Genomic DNA, 18,015 nt, shown 5'->3' with positions numbered 1-18,015 from the left:
GCCGGCCCGGGCACCGTCATCGGGCGGTCGCATTACGGTCACAACGGCTACATCGCCAGCGCCGAGCATGCCGGAAAACCGGAGGCCCGCCATGCGCCATGCCATCGTCACCGAGACCTATCCGCCGGAGGTCAACGGCGTTGCACTGACTGTGCAGAGCCTGGAGCAGGGATTGCGCGCCGCCGGCCACGAGGTCGACCTGATCCGCCCACGCCAGGCCAGTGAAGCGCTGGAGTCGGCCCCGGGCACCCTGCTGGTGCCGGGGGCGGCCCTGCCCCGCTACCCCGGCCTGCGCTTCGGCCTGCCCGCCCCCATCCGCCTGGGCCGGCACTGGCAGCAGCACCGCCCCGATGCGATCTACATCGCCACCGAAGGCCCGCTGGGCTGGTCGGCGCTGCGCACCGCGCGGCGGCTGGGCATTCCGGTGGCTACCGGCTTCCACACCCGCTTCGACGAATACCTGCCCGACTACGGCGTGGCGTGGCTGCAGTCGGCGGCCATGCGCTGGATGCGGCGCTTCCACAACCAGGCCGATGCCACCCTGGTGCCGACCCGCGAGCTGCAGCAGTTCCTGGGTGAACAGGGCTTCGAGCGCGTGCGCCTGCTGGCGCGCGCGGTGGACAGCCAGCAGTTCGACCCGGCCCGGCGCGATCCTGCGCTGCGCGAGGAATGGGGCGTGGACGGCAACGGACTGGTGGCCCTGTACGTGGGCCGCATCGCTGCCGAGAAGAACCTGGGGTTGGCGGTGAAGGCCTTCCGCCGCCTGCAGCAGGTGCGACCGAAGGCGCGCTTCGTGTTCGTGGGCGATGGCCCGGCGCGCGAGAAACTGGCCCACGACAACCCCGACTTCATTTTCTGCGGCATCCAGCGCGGCGACGCGCTGGCCCGTCATTTCGCCAGCGGCGATCTGTTCCTGTTCCCCAGCCGCAGCGAGACGTTCGGCAACGTGACTCTGGAAAGCATGGCCAGCGGCCTGGCCACGGTGGCCTTCGATTACGGTGCCGCGCGCGAATACCTGCGCAACGGTGAAAACGGCGCGGCCGTGGACGACGATGCGCAGTTCGTGGAGGCCGCCGTGCAGCTGGCCAGCGATGATGCGCTGCGCCGCGAGCTGGGCAGCAATGCCGCCCGCGCGATGAAGCGCCTGCACCCGCAGCAGGTGGTGGCCGAGTTCGAATCGCTGCTGGCCGAACTGGCACAGGCGCGGAGGAACGGCCATGCGCACCACGCCGCTTGAATCGCTGGCCGGGCGCGAAGCACGGCTGTGCCGCCGCGCCAACCACTATTGCCGCCGCCGCCGGGTGCGGCGCCTGTTCGCGGTGATCAGCCGCCTGGGCGACGGCGTGTTCTGGTACATGCTCATGGGCGCGCTGGTGCTCGTGGACGGCTTCGACGGCCTGCGTGCATCGGTACACATGGCCGCCACCGGGCTGGCCGCCCTGCTGCTGTACAAGGGACTGAAGCGCTGGACCCGGCGCCCGCGCCCGTATGCCGCCGACCTGCGCATCCGCGCCTGGGTGGCCCCGCTGGACGAGTTCAGCTTCCCGTCGGGACACACCCTGCATGCGGTGTCGTTCACCATCGTGGCGCTGGCCTACTACCCGTGGCTGGCGCCGCTGCTGGTGCCGTTCACCCTGGGCGTGGGACTGTCGCGGGTGGTGCTGGGCCTGCACTATCCCAGCGATGTACTGGCCGCGACGGGCATCGCCACGCTGCTGGCGTGGGCCAGCCTGGCCTGGCTGCCGCTGCCAGTGTAATTCCGGGGGTCGGATCCCTTTCCTGCGGAAAGGGCTCTGACCCCGGCCCGACGCGGCGGGCCGATGCCCTAGAATGCCCACATGACCACGCTGTTCATTTCCGATCTGCACCTGGACCCCAGCCGTCCAGCCATCACCGACCTGTTCCTGCGCTTCCTGCGCGAGGATGTGCCCGGCGCCGATGCGCTGTACATCCTGGGCGATCTGTTCGAAGCCTGGATCGGCGATGACACGCCCTCGCCGGTGGCCGACGCCGTGGCCGACGCACTGAAGACGCTTGCCGACGGCGGCGTGCCAATCTACTTCATGCGCGGCAACCGCGATTTCCTGCTGGGCGAAGACTATGCGCGCCGCGCCGGCCTGCGCATCCTGCCCGACCCCTGCGTGATCGACCTGTACGGCCGCGCGGTGATGCTGCAGCACGGCGACCTGCTGTGCACCGATGACATTCCCTATCAGCAGTTCCGCGCGCAGACCCGCGATCCGGTGTTCCAGGCGCAGTTCCTGGCGCAGCCGCTGGCGGCGCGCATTGCGTTCGCGCAGAAGGCACGCGATGCCAGCCAGGCCCGACAGTCGGAAATGAAGCAGGGCGACCGGGCACAGTTTGAGACGGTGACTGACGTGGCCCCGGCGGAGGTGGAAGCCACCTTCGCACGCCATGGCGTGGACACCATGATCCACGGGCATACCCATCGCCCGGCCATCCACAGCCTGCAGGCCGGTGGCCGCAGCTGCACCCGCATCGTGCTGGGCGACTGGTACGAACAGGGTTCGGTGCTGCGCGTGGATGCCGACGGCTGGCAGCTGCAATCGCTGCAGCGCGAATGACGGATTGGCGGGCGCCAACCAAGGTTGGCATCTACCAGAGCGCGTAGGCCGGTAGACGCCGACCTTGGTCGGCGGTTGCCATCCGGTAACCGCGTCAGCGGAAGCCGGCGATGGTGGCCTTGGTGTTCACCAGCACGCGCTGGTTGTCGGCGCTGCTGGCAATGCCCATCGGCACACCGTTGTAATTGATGTTCGGATTGGACCAGAAGTTCAGCCGCGGACAGCCGGCCGAACAGGCATAGGCCATGATCGTGCGCCAGCGCGATCCGCTGGCCGGCTCATAGCGGTAGCCATGGCCGTAAGCATACGGCGAGGTGCTGGGATCGGTGGCGATGTCATGCCGCGCACTCTGCAGGTGGCCGATTTCGTGGGCGAACGAGTAGTAGCCGGTCGCGCAGTCCCAATACACCGCCGCGAACGCGGTGGATGCGGTGGAGCCGATGCCCGAGGCCAGCCCGCAATAGCTGCTGTTGTTGATCAGCAGCACGCCGACATCGGCCGCAGTGTTGTTGCGGCTGGTGTGGATGCTGTCCATGTAGCCATCGCTGGTGCTGCGGAAGCGCGCCAGGTCGGTGCTGAAATTGCCGGACTCGGTGTAGGTGGTGGTTTCATACCCGGCCAGCTGCAGGGTGATGCCCACATTGCTGTTGGCATAGCCCTGGTTGGATTCGGCCACCGCCAGCTGCACCAGCGACTGCATGTTGCCGCCATAGGCGGCCACCGCCGCATTGGTGGCTACCACCAGCACGCGGATCGTCGCCGGACTGCCCGATGACGCCTGCGCGATGCCGACACGATCGTTGGCCGGCATGCTGATCTTCGGCAGCTGGTTGTAGTCGGCCGGATGATCGGCAGGCATGCGCGATTCATCCACCTCCACCAGCACATGCCGATCGCCCAATGGGCGCAGCCGGTACAACGTGCCGTCCTTACGGATGGAACCGGTAAGCGTGTTGCCCGAACGCACCAGGATGACCGAGTTCGCCGGATCGTCCTGCAGGCTGCCGCCCGCCTTCTGCAGCCGTTCGGAAGGACTGCGGATCTGCCCGTACCAGACGCTGCCACCGTCGGCCAGCGCATCGACCCGGCTGCGCGTGGCCTGCACCTTCTGCCCCAGCAACTCGAATTCCAGCTGCGACTGCGTGGTGGCCGCCGCATCCACCCGCACTTCCTGCACCGTTGCGGTGGACGGTGCCGACAGCAGCCGCCCCAGTTGCGGTTCACTGCTGGCCAAAGCGCGGCTGAGCACGGTGACCGGCTCGAACAACGGCGCCGCCTGCGCGGCGGCCACCACGCACAGCCCCAACAACACACCACCTGCCGCTTGACCGATGTATCTGGACATCATCTTGTCGCTCCTTGGAGTGAAGTAGACAGCGTTGATGCAGCACGACCCGGGGGCCGGGTGTGGCCATATGGCCTGCGCAGCGCCCGTGAATACAAGCGTTCGCGCCGGCCGGCATGCGGATCTGTGACGGCCGGCGGCAGCGTTCAGGCAGGTCAAGAGCCGCTGTACACTGCGCCCATACACGGCCTTCGCGCCGCCGTGACATGACCACCACAGGGGATGCACATGGCTGCAGGTCAGACCCGCAACGGGGACAGTGCGCAGGGCGCCGTGCTGCACCTGGGCCTGTTCTTCGATGGCACCCGCAACAACGCGCACAACCTGGCGCGCGGGCGGCCGCAGCCACCGCAACCGCGTCCTGCCCTGCTGCGTGCCGACGACGATTCGACCTACCAGAGCCGGCTGACCAGCAGCTACGACAACGGCACCACCAACATCGCGCGCCTGCACCAGCTGTATCCGGACAGCCGTCGCGCGCCGCTGGCCGAGCCGTCGCTGGCGATCTACGTGGAAGGGGTGGGAACCCGCGACGATGCCGAGGATGATCTGATCGGCCTGGCCTTCGGCATTGGCGCCAGCGGCGTGCGCGCCAAGGTGCAGCGTGCACTGCACGAGCTGCTGCCAGCCGCGCTTTCGGCGTTGGCAGCGCACTGGCAGCAGCCGCTGCACGGGGTGCAGGTCGATCTTTTCGGCTTTTCGCGCGGGGCAGCGGCCGCGCGCGACCTGGCCAACCAGCTGCACGGCTGGGACGCCGGCCAGTGGCGCCTGCGCCTGCAGGGCGCCGGGTTGCCCTGCGCCGCCGACTTCGCCCTGCCGCGCCCTGCACTGCGCTTCGTTGGTCTGTTCGACACCGTGGTGGCGGTCAGCGGCCGGCGCGCCGACGAGCAGCCGCGCATCGTTCTGCCCGCGGGCATTGCCGAGCGTGTGGTGCAGCTGAGTGCGCGCGACGAGCATCGCCAGCACTACGCCTTGACCACGGTTGCACCGACCCATGAGGAGATTGCCCTGCCGGGCGTGCACGCCAACATCGGCGGCGGCTACGACCAGCTGGAAGAAGGCCCGAAGCTGCTGGGCCGCCCGCGCCGGCAGCCGCTGCGGCGGGCGCCGGTGGACGATTACCAGACCCCCACGCTGGCGATGCTGCAGGCCACCACGGTCTACGCCGAAGCGCAGGCCGATGCCGAGCGCTGGCGCCAGCAGCTGGGAGCGACGGAAAAGGAAGTGTGGGTGGATGTGTGGCACCAGTGGCAGCAGCAGCGCCGCGCCGGCAGCCGCAGCGTGATGATGGCACCGGTGCTGCACGTGACCGCTGCGGTGGTGCTGCGCAGGCGCATCGACTGGCGCTACCAGCTGATCGCCCTGCAGGTGATGCAGCAGCGCGCCGCTGAAGCCGGGGTGCGCTGGAGTGCCGACGCGGCGCAGGTGCCGGGCTGGGAGCTGCCAGCGCCGCTGCAGCCGATCGCGCGCCGGCTGCTGGCGGGGCAGGCGCTTACGCCGACCCAGGAAGCCCTGCTGCGACGCCTTTACCTGATGCAGTCGGCGCACTGGAACTTCGATGCACTGGGCGATACCGCGCTGACCTTCGCCGCCGATGCGGGGGTGAGCGAGCTGCCGTACCGCCCGGGGCCGGGGTTGTTCTACATCAACCGGCCGACGGTGGATGGCCGGCGGATGGTGTTGCCCAACGCGTGAGGTCTATCCACGCATGGCGTGGGTTTGCTGCGCAAACCGGCATCCGGTAGGTGCCAAGCTTGCTTGGCACACAGGGCATCAGCGTGGATGGACGCCCTGCCCTGCGGCTCAGCCGGCCTGTTCCACCAGGTTGGCCAGCTCGTCTTCGTCAAAACCGGCCAGCAGGCGCGCTTCCAGATTGAACGGCCCATGCAGGTATCCGCCGGCGAACTCCTGCAGCAATGCCTTGAAGCGCGTACGCGGCTCGACGCCGGCGCGGTCGCAGTACCAGCGGTACCAGCGCGAACCGGCGGCCACGTGGGCCACTTCTTCGCGCAGGATGACTTCCAGCACATCAGCGGTAGCAGCATCGCCGACGTTGCGCAGTTTCTCGATCATGCCCGGCGTTACGTCCAGGCCACGCGCTTCCAGCACGCGTGGCACCAGGGCCATGCGTGCCAGGCCGTCGTGGGCGGTCTTCTCGCACATTTCCCACAGACCGTTATGGGCGGGGAAATCGGCGTAATCGTGGCCATGCGCCAACAGGCGTTCGCGCAGCAGCATGAAGTGGCGCGATTCGTCGTCGGCGCAGCTCACCCAGTCGGCGTGGAAGGCCGGCGGCAGGCCGCGGAAGCGGTAGACCGCATCCCAGGCCAGGTCGATCGCGTTCAGTTCGATATGGGCGATGGCGTGGATGAAGGCAGCCCGCCCTTCCACGCCACCCAACCCGCGCCGCGGCACTTCGCGCGGATGCACCAGCCGTAGTTGCGGCGGCCGCCCGGGCATGCGGATCGGCTCGGGCGGCGGCGCATCGGCCGGCACCTTCAGGCGTCCGCTGCGGAAGGCCGCTGCGTAGGCCTGGGTCAGTGCCACCTTGCGCAGCGGATCGGCTTCGGCCAGACACTGCTGCGCGGCGCGCAGCAGGTCACCGCCGGCATCGGGCACGTCAACCACCGGCTGCGCCTCAGGCGCGGCGCTTGTGCTTGGCATCGTCCGAACGCAACTGCTGGATGCGCTCGAAATAGCCCGGTTCGATACCGGTGGGGTAATGCCCGTTGAAGCACGACGAATCGAAGTTCTGCAATGCGGCGTTACCTTCGCGCACCGCCGCTTCCATGTCTTCGATGTCCTGGTAGACCAGCCAGTCGCAGCCCAGGTGCGCTTCGATTTCTTCCACGCTGCGGTTGTGCGCCACCAGCTCTTCGGCAGCCGGCATGTCGATGCCGTAGATATTGGGGAAGCGCACCGGCGGCGCGGCGCTGGCCAGGTAGACCTTGCGTGCACCGGCATCGCGCGCCATCTGCACGATCTGCTGGCTGGTGGTGCCGCGCACGATGGAATCATCCACCAGCAGCACCACGCGGTTGCGGAATTCCAGGTGGATCGGATTCAGCTTGCGGCGCACCGACTTCACCCGCTCGCCCTGGCCCGGCATGATGAAGGTGCGGCCGACGTAACGGTTCTTGATGAAGCCTTCGCGGTACTTCACGCCCAGCACGTTGGAAATTTCCAGCGCGGCGTCACGCGAGGTATCGGGAATCGGAATGATGGTGTCGATGTCGTGGTCCGGGCGCAGGCGCAGGATCTTCTCGCCCAGCTTGATGCCCATGCGCATGCGCGCCTTGTGCACCGACACGTTGTCGATCATCGAATCGGGGCGTGCAAAGTACACGTATTCGAAGATGCACGGAGTGTGCTCGGCCGGCTCTGCACAGATTTCCGAGAACAGCTCGCCGCGCGCGGTGATCACCAGCGCTTCGCCAGGCTGCACGTCGCGCACGCGCTGGAAGCCGAGGATGTCCAGCGCCGCCGATTCGGAGGCCACGATGTACTCATCGCCTTCGGCGTGGCTGCGCTTGCCCAGCACCAGCGGGCGGATGCCATGCGGATCGCGGAAGGCGACCAGGCCCAGGCCCAGCACCACGCTGACCACCGCATAGCCACCCTTGCAGCGGCGGTGCACGCCGGCTACCGCACGGATCGCCGCTTCCGGGCTCAGCTGGCGCTGCTGCTCCAGTTCGTAGGCGAAAACGTTCAGCAGCACTTCGCTGTCCGAATCGGTGTTGACGTTGCGGCGGTCCTGCTCGAACACCTGCTGGCGCAGGGCTTCGGTATTGATCAGGTTGCCGTTGTGGGCCAGCGCGATGCCGTAGGGCGAATTGACGTAGAACGGCTGCGCCTCGTCCATGCCTTCCGAACCGGCGGTCGGGTAGCGCACGTGGGCAATGCCGACGCTGCCTTCCAGGGTGGACATGGTGCGCGCATCGAACACATCGCGGACCAGGCCGGTGGCCTTCTGCACCCGCAGGCGGCTGCCGCTGGCGGTGGCGATGCCTGCCGCGTCCTGGCCACGGTGCTGGAGGACGGTCAAGCCGTCATACAACTGCCCGGCGACGTTCTGGTTGCCGACGATTCCGACGATGCCACACATGGTGCGAGGTCTCCGCTGGGCAGTGCCCAGTTACAAGGAAGGTGGCCGTGCCTGGCCTTTAGTGGTCGCCGCGCCTGCGGTCGACGTTGGCCGGATCGTCCGGCTCGATGTTGCCCGGCAGTGCAGGGGCATCCGGGCGCACTTCGGCCGGATCGTATGCTTCGCCCTGTTCCGCTTTCGCGGGCCGCAGCCATCCGCTGCCCGCCACTACCTGGTTGAGGATGCCATTATCGCCTGTCGCGCCCGGCTTGCCCAAATCGGCGCCAGCGCTCTTGCCCAGTTCCATCAACGCAGATGGGGACAAAGCGTCCATCGGCAAGGCCTTGGGCAGCAGATCGGCACCGGGCACCTGCCAGTGCGGCAGTTTGCTGTTCATCCAGGCCACGGCCGGGTTCAGCACCGGGCGGATGGCCGAGGCCTGCCACGACCGTTCGGCGGCCAGCGGGGTGAAGCTGCCCAGCAGCAGCAGGATGGCGGCGATCAGACCGCCGCGCACGGCGCCCAGCACCCCGCCCAGCAGGCGGTCCAGGCTGCCCAGCATGTTGCGGTGGACGATGTGCTTGATGACCATGCCGATCACGGCCACCACGATCATCACGCCGATGCCGACGCCCAGATAGCCGCCGACGAAGTGTTCGCCGCCGGGGGCGGCCGGGGCCGCCCACCAGCGGGCGGCATCATTGCCGAAGGCGAAGGCCGCCCAGGCCGCCACCAGCCACGACACCGTGCCGATGACGATGCTCACAAAGCCGCGCAGCAACCCCAGCAGGGTGGAGGCGGCGATCACGATCAGCAGCACCACGTCGATCATGGCGCCCCGCTCCTTCGGCGGCGCTGGCAACGAGGCGGCGTACAGGTCATGGGTGCGGGCGCACCATGCCGGCCACGCCGACCTTGGCAGCCACCTGGGCCTTCAACTGGTCGGCATCGGCGCGGCTGGCCACGGGCCCCACCCGCACCCGGTGCAAGGTGCCCTTGTCGGTGCGCACCTGCTCGACGAACGCGCTGAAACCGGCCGCACGCACCTTGTCGCGCAAGGCATTTGCGTCATTGGCCTGACCGAAGGCACCCAGCTGCACGGCGAAACCGACGCTGCTGGCCGCAGGCGCGGCCGGGGTGGCCGGTGCCGGCTTGGCTGCTGCGGTGGCCTCAGGCTTGGGCTGCGGCTTGGCCGCTTCGGGCTTGGGCGCTTCCGGCTTCGGTGCCGGCTTGGGCGCTTCGGGCTTCGGTGCTGCCGCCACCGGCGTGCTGGCCGGCAGGGCTTCGCTGCGCACCGGGTTGGCCGTAGCGGCCGGCGACGGTGCGGCCACCGGGGTACTGGCGCTGGGTGCGGTCGCCGCCGGGCTGGCCGCAACGGCGGCGGCCGGAGCCGCGTCCAGGGTGATCACTTCGGCCTTCACGTCGGCCCGCACCTTCACCGCCTGCAGCCGGGCCGCCTCGGCCTGGGCACGATCGGCATACGGCCCCACGCGCACCCGCCATGCCGCGCGGCCGTTGATGGTGGTGGTATCCGAGAAGCCCGGCAGCTGCGAGCGCTTCAGGTAGGCGATCACCGCCTCGGCATCGGCCTGGCTGGCGTAGGCGCCGAAGGTGACCGCGTAGTTGCCGGCGGCAACGGCCGGCGAGGTGTCCACGGTGGGCGGGGTGGCCGGTGCGGCCGCTTCGTCCAGCGGACGGGCCTGGCCACTCTGCAGGCCGGTGGCGCCGCCTGCCGGGGCCACCAGCGGAAGCTCACGGGTTTCGAACTGGCCATCGCCCGGCGCATCGGGCGCGGTGATCGGCACATTGGCCACACCGCTGTCCGGGGCCGGCCCCTTGACCAGCATCGGCAGGAAGATCACGGCCAAGGCCACCAGGACGATGGCGCCAATCAAACGCTGTTTCAGGGGTGTATCCACGTGAGGCAGGCGACAGGCGGAAGTTGGGTCGATTATACGGGTGCCGGGCGAAACGGCGTCGGCGTCGGCTGAACGCAGGTCAGGCCGAGGCCTGCAGCCACGCCAGCGCCTGTGCTGCGGTGTGGAACGAGCCAAACACCAGCACGCGATCGCCGCGCTGGGCCTGCGCAAGCACCTGCTGCAGGGCCTGTTCGACGCTGTCGGCCAGGGCGGCCGCTGCCGCGCCGGTGTCGGCCAGGCGCGTCTGCAGTTGCTGCGCGCTCTGCCCACGGGCGCCATCCAGGCCGGCCAAGGCCCACTGCGTCACCACGTCCTGCAGCGCATTCACCACGCCCACCGCGTCCTTGTCCTGCAGCGCGGCGTACACCGCCAGGGTACGGCCAGGCACGACTTCGGCCTTCAGCGCGCGCGCGAGTTGCCCGGCCGCCTGCGGGTTGTGTCCCACATCCACCCGGATCTGCATGCCATCGCGCTCGAATGCCTGCAGGCGGCCGGCAATGCGCGCGGCGGCCACACCTTCGGCCCAGGCCGCGCGCGGCACCGGCTTGTCCAACGCGCGCAGGGCGGCGATCGCCGCGCCGGCATTGGCCAGCTGGATCGGGCCGGCCAGCGCCGGCGTCGGCAGCTCCAGGCGGGTGCCGACATCGCGCCAGCGCCAGCGCTGCGCATCGATCGGTTCGTAGAAGTAGTCGCTGCCACCGCGGATGGCGTTGGCACCCAGCAGATAGGCACGGGCCAGCACGCTGGACGGCGGATCGGTCTCGCCCAGGATCACCGGCTTCCAGCCACGGATGATGCCGGCCTTCTCGGCGCCGATGGCTTCGCGGTCCTCGCCCAGCCATTCGGCGTGGTCGATATCCACAGTGGTGATCACCGACACATCGGCATCGACGATGTTCACCGCGTCCAGGCGACCGCCCAGCCCCACTTCCAGCACGGCCAGATCCAGCCCGGCCGCCGCGAACAGGTGCAGCGCGGCCAGCGTGCCGTACTCGAAATAGGTCAACGTGGTCCGCCCGCGTGCCGCTTCCACCGCGTTGAACGCCGCCACCAGCGCGGCATCGTCGACGTCCTGGCCATCGATGCGCACGCGCTCGTTGTAACGCAGCAGGTGCGGCGAGGTGTAGGCGCCGACCTTCCAGCCGGCGGCGCGGGCGATGGCTTCGATGAAGGCGACGGTGGAACCCTTGCCGTTGGTGCCACCGACCACGATGGTGCGCCCGGCCGGTGCGCCCAGCCCCATCGCCGCGGCCACGCTGCGCACGCGCTCCAGGCCCATGTCGATGCTCGCCGGGTGCTGGCGTTCAATGTAGTCCAGCCAATCGGCCAGGGTGGTCGGGGTGTTCGTCACGGCAAGGGTTCCAGCAGCAGCAGGTGGTTCGTTGGAAGGGTTTACAGCGCGCGGTGCTTGGCTTCGCCGAAGAACGGCGTGTGGTGGGCGCAATCGTTCAGGCGCACCACTTCCAGGCTGTCCAGGTCGGCGCCTTCGAGCAGGTTCAGGGTGGTTGGTGCCTGGCGGAAGGTCCACAGGCGGGAAATCGGCAGGCCCAGCACCTTGCACAGGATCACCCGGTTGACCGCGTCGTGGGCGACCACCAGCAGCGTGTCGTGCTCGCCGAGGCCTTCAGCGGCACGGGCCAGGCCACGCCAGCTGCGCTCCAGCACCAGGCGCAGCGACTCGCCGCCCGGCATCAGCACGGTATCGGGTTCCTCGCGCCAGGCCTTCAGGCGCGACGGGTCTTTTTCGTTGATCTCGCTGGCCAGCAGGCCTTCCCACTCACCGTGGGCGATTTCCTGCAGATCGGGCTCGGCCTGCAGCATGCCGGCGCGATCGGCACCCAGGGCGAGCTGGGCGGTCAGCTGGGCGCGCGACAGCGGCGAGGCCACCGCACGGGTGATGTCCACCGAAGCGAGACGGGCGCCCAGAGCCTGGGCCTGGGCTTCGCCGATGGGCGAAAGCGGGATGTCGATCTGGCCCTGGTAGCGGCCTTCGGCGTTCCACGGCGTTTCGCCGTGACGGGCAAGCAGGATGCGCATGCGAACAAGGGGTCCTGGGGGAGGAGGGTTCCGTTTCGTTCACATCCTGTGAAGTACGCGGAACAGGGATGATACCTGTTCGGCGCACCGGGCCGGACCGGGCATGAAAAAACCCCGCGACACCGGTCGCGGGGTTTCGGGCATTGCAGGCGGATTCCGCCGGGCGCGGCCCGGCGCTGCGACCGTGAACCTTACTTGGCCAGGTTCAGTTCCTTCAGCAGCTGCGGCGCCGGCGCCACTTCCTGCATGATCCACTGCATGTAGCGGCTGTCCACGGCAATCATGCGGGTCATCACCGGGTCGAACACCCAGTTGGAGCTGACCGATTCCCAGTTGCCGTCGAAGGCCAGGCCAACCAGCTTGCCGTGCGCATCCAGCACCGGCGAGCCGGAGTTGCCACCGGTGATGTCCAGGTTGGACAGGAAGTTCACCGGCACCGAACCGATGCGCTTGTCTTCCAGGCCACCGTAACGCTTGGCCTTGACCGCCTGCAGCAGCGCCTTGGGCGAATCGAACGGATCTTCGCCGGTTTCCTTGGCGGCCACGCCTTCCAAGGTGGTGAACGGGGTGTACTGCACGCCGTCCTTGCCGTAGCCCATCACGTTGCCGAAGGTGATGCGCAGCGACAGGTTGGCATCGGGGTAGACAAACTCGCCCTGGCTCTTCTTGTAGTCGGCCACGGCCTGCAGGTACAGCGGACGGGCAGTCAGCGATTCGCCTTCGCGGATCTTCTTCTGCTCTTCCTGCTTCAGCAGCGCCGGCATCACCGCCACGGCGTACTGGATGGCCGGATCGGTGCTGGCTTCAAAGGCGGCGCGGTCGGCGTTGAACCACTTCAGGCGCGCGTCCAGGCTGCCCAGCTCGGTGCCCGACAGCTTGCCGACCAGCGACTTCACGGCGGCTTCGTTGCTGCCACCCAGCCACTTGTTCAGCACTTCGTTGTCGCGCTGCGCGGCCGGCAGCGCCACGTACTGGTCCAGCCAGTAGGTCTGCAGCTGCTGGTCCATCTTCGCCACGTAGCGGCGGTCCATCTGCTTCAGGCCACCTTCGATGGTGGTCAGGTCACGCTGCTGGAAGCCGGCTTCGCGCTCGGCGTCCGGCTTGCTGCGTTCGATCGACAGGCGGTACAGGGTGATGGCTGCGCCCACCGCCGAGGTGTTGTTGAACTGACCCACGAACAGATCACGTTCACGGGTGGCCTTGCTGGTGGCCAGGTGCTGGACCAGCTGCGCGTGCGCGGCCAGGGCCGGCTTGCCGGCGGCACCCTGCTTCTTCAGCCAGGCCAGCACGGCCGCTTCTTCGGCCTGCTTCTGGCCGGCGGCGTCGATGCGCTTGAACCCTTCCAGCTGGCCCTGGTAGTTCTTGGCCACGTTGTTCATGCTGGCCGCGGTGGCGGCGTACTTCACCTTCACGTCCGGGTCGGCCTTGCCGGCCTCGTCGATCATCTTCAGGACCGCGTTGTAGTGGCGGGCGATGGTCGGGTAGGTGAAGCTGGCGGTCTCGTTGAACTCACCGGCCAAGGCGTAGCGGTTGGTGCGGCCCGGGTAGCCGGCCACCATCACGAAGTCGTCGGCGCCCAGCGGCTGGTCGGCGAACTTCAGGAAGTGCTTGGGCTGGTAGGGCACGTTGTCGGCCGAGAACGCCGCCGGCTTGCCGTCCTTGCCCACATAGGCGCGGTAGAACGAGAAATCGCCGGTATGGCGCGGCCACATCCAGTTATCGATGTCGCCACCGAACTTGCCGACGCTGCCCGGGGGCGCGTAGACCAGGCGCACGTCCTTGATTTCCATGTTGCGGAACAGGCGGTAGGTATTGCCGCCGCTGAACGAGTACAGGCGGCAGCGGAAGCCTGCGTCGGCTTCACAGGCGGCCACCTGGGCCTTGTCGAAGGCATCCAGCGCGCGGCTGCGGGCAAGCGGGTCCTTGCCGGCGGCGGCGATGGCGGCCTTGGCCTGGGCGGTGACGTCGGTGATCTGGTCAAGCACGAACACGCGCGCGTTCGGGCCGGCGCTCAGTTCATCGCTGAGCTTGGGCGCATTGAAGCCGTCCTTGATCAGGTTCTTCTGCGCGGTCGAATTGAGCTGGATGGCACCGTAGGCACAGTGGTGGTTGGTGACCACCAGGCCCTGCGGGGACACGAAGCTGGCGGTGCAGCCGCCGAGCGCGACCACCGCGCCCATCGGGTCGCCGGTCAGGTCGGCCAGCTGTTCAGGGGACAGCTTCAGGCCGGCCTTCTGCAGCGGGCCGGCGATTTCCGGCAGCTGCTGCGGCACCCACATGCCTTCGGCGGCATGGGCGACCTGGACCAGCCCAAGGCTGGCAACGATGGAGAAAGCAAGCAGGTTCGAGCGCATCGAGCAGCCCCTGATGATGGAACCGCCGAGTGTAGCCCAGCCCCCTGCCCCGCCCGATGCCCGGAAGTCATGGGCTGCGCGGGCCGGTCCGCGGGGCATGGCCTGGCGCTGCCGGGGGGTGCTTCGCACCCGCAGCGCAACATGGGAATTGCGCCCAGCGCTCTATAATCCGCGTTTTCCCCCTGACGAGTTCCACCCGATGGCGCAGCAAACGATGAAGGCCCTGGTCAAGCGCGAAGCCGCCAAGGGCATCTGGCTGGAAGAGGTTCCGGTTCCGACCCCGGGCCCGAACGAGGTGCTGATCAAGCTGGAAAAGACCGCCATCTGCGGTACCGACCTGCATATCTACCTGTGGGACGAGTGGAGCCAGCGCACCATCAAGCCGGGCCTGACCATCGGCCATGAGTTCGTCGGCCGCATCGCCGCGCTCGGCTCGGCCGTCACCGGCTACGAGATCGGCCAGCGCGTGTCGGCCGAAGGCCACATCGTCTGCGGCCACTGCCGCAACTGCCGCGGCGGCCGCCCGCACCTGTGCCCGAACACCGTCGGCATCGGCGTGAACGTCAACGGCGCCTTCGCCGAATACATGGTGATGCCGGCCAGCAACCTGTGGCCGATCCCCGACCAGATTCCGTCCGAGCTGGCCGCGTTCTTCGACCCCTACGGCAACGCCGCGCACTGCGCGCTGGAGTTCGATGTAATCGGCGAAGACGTGCTGATCACCGGTGCCGGCCCGATCGGCATCATCGCCGCCGGCATCTGCAAGCACATCGGCGCGCGCAACGTGGTGGTGACCGACGTCAACGACTTCCGCCTGAAGCTGGCCGCCGACATGGGTGCCACCCGCGTGGTGAACGTCGCCAACCAGTCGCTGAAGGACGTAATGAAGGAACTGCACATGGAGGGCTTCGACGTGGGCCTGGAAATGAGCGGCAACCCGCGCGCGTTCAACGACATGCTCGACTGCATGTACCACGGCGGCAAGATCGCCATGCTGGGCATCATGCCCAAGGGCGCCGGCTGCGACTGGGACAAGATCATCTTCAAGGGCCTGACCGTGCAGGGCATCTACGGCCGCAAGATGTACGAGACCTGGTACAAGATGACCCAGCTGGTGCTGTCCGGCTTCCCGCTGGGCAAGGTGATGACCCACCAGCTGCCGATCGACGATTTCCAGAAGGGCTTCGACCTGATGGAAGAAGGCAAGGCCGGCAAGGTCGTCCTCAGCTGGAATTGATCCTCGGTTCCGCGCGCGAATGGTAGGTGCCGAGCTTGCTCGGCACGCTCCGGAACTGAAAAAGGCGCCCATCGGGCGCCTTTTTCGTAGAGCGTGCCAGGCAAGCCTGGCACCTGCCGCAACGCCAGCGGCGTCAGTTGCCGATCGCCACGCTCAGCATCACGCGGCTGTGCGCCAGCTTGCCCGAGTTGTAGCGGCCGTCGCTGTCGGTGCCGTAGTAGCCCAGGCCCACGTTGAACATGCCGAACTGGCGGCTGACGCCGACGTTCCAGTCGGTGTAATCCTTGGCGATGCCCTTTTCGAAGGTGCTGCGGCCGACGTTGGCGCTCAGCGTGAAGTCCTGCGGCAGGCCCCACTCGCCACCGAGCGCGTAGTACCAGCCATCGGTGCTGCTGTTCCACACATCGTTGCTGTAGGCCACCGTCAGCTTGTAGGTGTCATCCAGCGTGGTGGTGGTAATCAGCTCGTTGTAGTTCAGCTCGCTGGCACCGGGGTAGGTGTAGCGGTTCAGCAGCACATCGAAGTTCACGCGCTCGGTCGCGTCAATGCCGTAGCCGATCTGGTAATCCACTTCAACGCTCGGGTCGCCCGGGCCGAAATCCACGCCCGAACCCCACACGCCGGCATACAGGCCGACCGGGCTGGTGTAGGTGAAGCCGGCCTGCAGGGTCGGATCTTCGTCGGTCTGCGAGACGCCACGGAACAGGTAATCGGAAACAGCGGTGACATTCCAGCTGTAAGGCGACTCGGCCTCCTGGGCACTGGCGGCAAACGGGGCCAGGGCAAGGGCGGCGGCAAGGGACAGGCAGGCACGGGCGTGCTTCATGGGCGTCTCCGGTGGGGGGCGGTGGCGTGGAAGGCGGAAGCGGCAACCGGGCCAGACACGGCCGGTTCACGAATTTTTAACCCGTTTGCTATTGCGATGCAACATGTGCCGGGCATGGCGGTGGCGCGCCCTGCCCGGTCGACGGCCCAGCTTGCCCGGTAGAATCGGTGGTTTCCCGTGCTGAGCCGTGCCCACGCCATGACCGACGCCTCCTCCGCCCTGACCCGCCATTACGCCGACGAACTGGACGCCATCCGCGCCCAGGGCCTGTTCAAGTCCGAGCGGATCATCACCAGCCCGCAGTCGGCCGAGATCACCCTCGACGATGGCCGCACCGTGCTGAACTTCTGCGCCAACAACTACCTGGGCCTGGCCGACCACCCGGACCTGATCCAGGCGGCCAAGGACGCGCTGGACAGCCATGGCTTCGGCATGGCCTCGGTGCGCTTCATCTGCGGCACCCAGGACCTGCACAAGCAGCTGGAAAAGCAGATTGCCGATTTCTTCGGCAAGCAGGACACGATCCTCTACGCGGCCTGCTTCGACGCCAACGGCGGCCTGTTCGAGCCGCTGCTCGGCGAGAACGACGCGATCATTTCCGACGCACTGAACCACGCCTCGATCATCGACGGCGTGCGCCTGTGCAAGGCCAAGCGCTTCCGCTACGCCAACTGCGACATGGCCGACCTGGAAGCGCAGCTGCAAGCCGCCGATGCGGCCGGCTGCAAGACCAAGCTGATCACCACCGACGGCGTGTTCTCAATGGACGGCTTCATCGCCCCGCTGGACGAGATCACCGCGCTGGCGAAGAAGTACAACGCGCTGGTGCACATCGACGAATGCCATGCCACCGGCTTCCTCGGTGCCAGCGGCCGCGGCTCGGCCGAAGTGAAGGGCGTGCTGGAAAAGATCGACATCATCACCGGCACCCTGGGCAAGGCCATGGGCGGCGCGCTCGGCGGCTTCACCTGCGCCAGCGCCGAAGTGATCGAACTGCTGCGCCAGCGTTCGCGCCCGTACCTGTTCTCCAACTCGCTGCCGCCGCACGTGGTGGCCGCCGGCATCAAGGCGTTCGAGATGCTGGCCGCCGCCGATGACCTGCGCAGCACGCTGGTGCAGAACACCGCCTACTTCCGCGAAAAGATGGTTGCCGCCGGTTTCGACGTGAAGCCGGGCGTGCACCCGATCAGCCCGGTGATGCTGTACGACGCACCGCTGGCGCAGAAGTTCGCCGAGCGCCTGCTGGAAGAAGGCATCTACGCGATCGGCTTCTTCTTCCCGGTGGTGCCCAAGGGCCAGGCGCGCATCCGCACCCAGATCAGTGCCGCCCACACCCGCGAGCACCTGGACCGCGCGATCGATGCGTTCACCCGCATCGGCGTGGAACTGGGCGTGATCAAGGGCTGATCAGGTCCGGGTCGGATCCCTTTCCGCAGGAAAGGGCTCTGCCCCCACCGGACAGAGCGTGCCGACCAAGGTCGGCACCTACCGGGCCTGATGGCGTGCCGACCCCGCGCGGGGTCGGATCCCTTTCCGCAGGAAAGGGCTCTGACCCCACCGGACAGAGCGTGCCGACCAAGGTCGGCACCTACCGGGCCTGATGGCGTGCTGACCCCGCGCGGGGTCGG

The 18,015-nt window shown here is 67.9% G+C and carries 15 protein-coding genes; 6 read left to right on the top strand and 9 right to left on the bottom strand.

Annotated elements, in window-relative coordinates; all coding sequences use genetic code 11:
• Positions 1-91 precede the first annotated feature (91 nt).
• From C1922_RS04630 to lpxH, 3 genes are all read left to right on the top strand, one after another.
• On the top strand, positions 92-1,237 hold the full coding sequence (locus C1922_RS04630) for a glycosyltransferase family 1 protein (protein WP_108748695.1): 1,146 nt from the start codon (positions 92-94) through the stop codon (positions 1,235-1,237).
• A complete protein-coding gene (locus C1922_RS04625) occupies positions 1,218-1,757 on the top strand; it encodes a phosphatase PAP2 family protein (protein WP_108748694.1) in 540 nt (179 codons plus the stop codon). The genes C1922_RS04630 and C1922_RS04625 overlap by 20 nt, the downstream gene beginning before the upstream one ends.
• Positions 1,758-1,838: 81 nt before the next feature.
• Positions 1,839-2,585, top strand: coding sequence for a UDP-2,3-diacylglucosamine diphosphatase (gene lpxH / locus C1922_RS04620; RefSeq protein ID WP_108748693.1), 747 nt, complete (start codon positions 1,839-1,841; stop codon positions 2,583-2,585).
• Positions 2,586-2,679: 94 nt separating this feature from the next.
• Here the strand turns inward: lpxH and C1922_RS04615 are convergent, their stop codons facing one another.
• The gene (locus tag C1922_RS04615; protein ID WP_108748692.1) at positions 2,680-3,933 is read right to left on the bottom strand and encodes a M12 family metallo-peptidase; all 1,254 of its coding nucleotides are present in this window, start codon (positions 3,931-3,933) and stop codon (positions 2,680-2,682) included.
• A gap of 225 nt (positions 3,934-4,158) precedes the next feature.
• Between C1922_RS04615 and C1922_RS04610 the strand changes: the two genes are divergently transcribed.
• Complete coding sequence (locus C1922_RS04610) at positions 4,159-5,625, top strand: DUF2235 domain-containing protein (RefSeq protein WP_108751484.1); 1,467 nt, start codon at positions 4,159-4,161, stop codon at positions 5,623-5,625.
• Positions 5,626-5,733: 108 nt separating this feature from the next.
• Here the strand turns inward: C1922_RS04610 and C1922_RS04605 are convergent, their stop codons facing one another.
• From C1922_RS04605 to C1922_RS04575, 7 genes are all read right to left on the bottom strand, one after another.
• Positions 5,734-6,558 (bottom strand): ferritin-like domain-containing protein, encoded by an 825-nt coding sequence (locus tag C1922_RS04605; protein ID WP_108748691.1) that lies wholly within the window; start codon positions 6,556-6,558, stop codon positions 5,734-5,736.
• A gap of 10 nt (positions 6,559-6,568) precedes the next feature.
• Complete coding sequence (gene purF / locus C1922_RS04600; RefSeq protein ID WP_108748690.1) at positions 6,569-8,035, bottom strand: amidophosphoribosyltransferase; 1,467 nt, start codon at positions 8,033-8,035, stop codon at positions 6,569-6,571.
• Between the two features lie 58 nt (positions 8,036-8,093).
• Positions 8,094-8,846 carry a CvpA family protein gene (locus C1922_RS04595; RefSeq protein WP_233614963.1) on the bottom strand — a complete coding sequence of 251 codons (753 nt, stop codon included), beginning with the start codon at positions 8,844-8,846 and terminating at the stop codon, positions 8,094-8,096.
• Positions 8,847-8,892: 46 nt separating this feature from the next.
• Positions 8,893-9,933: an SPOR domain-containing protein gene (locus tag C1922_RS04590; protein ID WP_108748689.1), complete on the bottom strand. Its 1,041-nt coding sequence runs from the start codon at positions 9,931-9,933 to the stop codon at positions 8,893-8,895.
• 79 nt (positions 9,934-10,012) lie between these two features.
• The gene (gene folC / locus C1922_RS04585; protein ID WP_108748688.1) at positions 10,013-11,284 is read right to left on the bottom strand and encodes a bifunctional tetrahydrofolate synthase/dihydrofolate synthase; all 1,272 of its coding nucleotides are present in this window, start codon (positions 11,282-11,284) and stop codon (positions 10,013-10,015) included.
• Between the two features lie 41 nt (positions 11,285-11,325).
• Entirely contained in the window at positions 11,326-11,970 is a 645-nt protein-coding gene (locus C1922_RS04580) for a histidine phosphatase family protein (RefSeq protein WP_108748687.1), read from the bottom strand.
• A 191-nt stretch (positions 11,971-12,161) separates the two neighbouring features.
• Entirely contained in the window at positions 12,162-14,324 is a 2,163-nt protein-coding gene (locus C1922_RS04575; RefSeq protein WP_108748686.1) for a S46 family peptidase, read from the bottom strand.
• A gap of 214 nt (positions 14,325-14,538) precedes the next feature.
• On the opposite strand from C1922_RS04575, the gene tdh reads away from it, so the two are divergent.
• Positions 14,539-15,561 (top strand): L-threonine 3-dehydrogenase, encoded by a 1,023-nt coding sequence (gene tdh, locus C1922_RS04570; protein ID WP_049404249.1) that lies wholly within the window; start codon positions 14,539-14,541, stop codon positions 15,559-15,561.
• A gap of 133 nt (positions 15,562-15,694) precedes the next feature.
• Here tdh and C1922_RS04565 read toward each other — a convergent pair whose 3' ends face one another.
• Positions 15,695-16,387, bottom strand: coding sequence for a TorF family putative porin (locus C1922_RS04565; RefSeq protein WP_108748685.1), 693 nt, complete (start codon positions 16,385-16,387; stop codon positions 15,695-15,697).
• A gap of 198 nt (positions 16,388-16,585) precedes the next feature.
• Here C1922_RS04565 and kbl point away from each other — a divergent pair, with 198 nt between their 5' ends.
• Positions 16,586-17,794, top strand: a complete 1,209-nt coding sequence (gene kbl, locus C1922_RS04560) for a glycine C-acetyltransferase (protein WP_108748684.1) — start codon at positions 16,586-16,588, stop codon at positions 17,792-17,794.
• Positions 17,795-18,015 lie beyond the last annotated feature (221 nt).

Source organism: Stenotrophomonas sp. ZAC14D2_NAIMI4_7, from assembly GCF_003086675.1.
Taxonomy (GTDB): domain Bacteria; phylum Pseudomonadota; class Gammaproteobacteria; order Xanthomonadales; family Xanthomonadaceae; genus Stenotrophomonas.
This window is presented reverse-complemented; position numbering and strand designations above follow the sequence as displayed.

Bases quoted from the DNA above. Each gene is read 5' to 3' on its own strand.
- C1922_RS04630 (WP_108748695.1), top strand. From the start codon at position 92: ATGCGCCATGCCATCGTCACCGAGACCTATCCGCCGGAGGTCAACGGC.
- C1922_RS04625 (WP_108748694.1), top strand. From the start codon at position 1,218: ATGCGCACCACGCCGCTTGAATCGCTGGCCGGGCGCGAAGCACGGCTG.
- lpxH (WP_108748693.1), top strand. From the start codon at position 1,839: ATGACCACGCTGTTCATTTCCGATCTGCACCTGGACCCCAGCCGTCCA.
- C1922_RS04615 (WP_108748692.1), bottom strand. From the start codon at position 3,933: ATGATGTCCAGATACATCGGTCAAGCGGCAGGTGGTGTGTTGTTGGGG.
- C1922_RS04610 (WP_108751484.1), top strand. From the start codon at position 4,159: ATGGCTGCAGGTCAGACCCGCAACGGGGACAGTGCGCAGGGCGCCGTG.
- purF (WP_108748690.1), bottom strand. From the start codon at position 8,035: ATGTGTGGCATCGTCGGAATCGTCGGCAACCAGAACGTCGCCGGGCAG.
- C1922_RS04595 (WP_233614963.1), bottom strand. From the start codon at position 8,846: ATGATCGACGTGGTGCTGCTGATCGTGATCGCCGCCTCCACCCTGCTG.
- C1922_RS04580 (WP_108748687.1), bottom strand. From the start codon at position 11,970: ATGCGCATCCTGCTTGCCCGTCACGGCGAAACGCCGTGGAACGCCGAA.
- C1922_RS04575 (WP_108748686.1), bottom strand. From the start codon at position 14,324: ATGCGCTCGAACCTGCTTGCTTTCTCCATCGTTGCCAGCCTTGGGCTG.
- tdh (WP_049404249.1), top strand. From the start codon at position 14,539: ATGAAGGCCCTGGTCAAGCGCGAAGCCGCCAAGGGCATCTGGCTGGAA.
- C1922_RS04565 (WP_108748685.1), bottom strand. From the start codon at position 16,387: ATGAAGCACGCCCGTGCCTGCCTGTCCCTTGCCGCCGCCCTTGCCCTG.
- kbl (WP_108748684.1), top strand. From the start codon at position 16,586: ATGACCGACGCCTCCTCCGCCCTGACCCGCCATTACGCCGACGAACTG.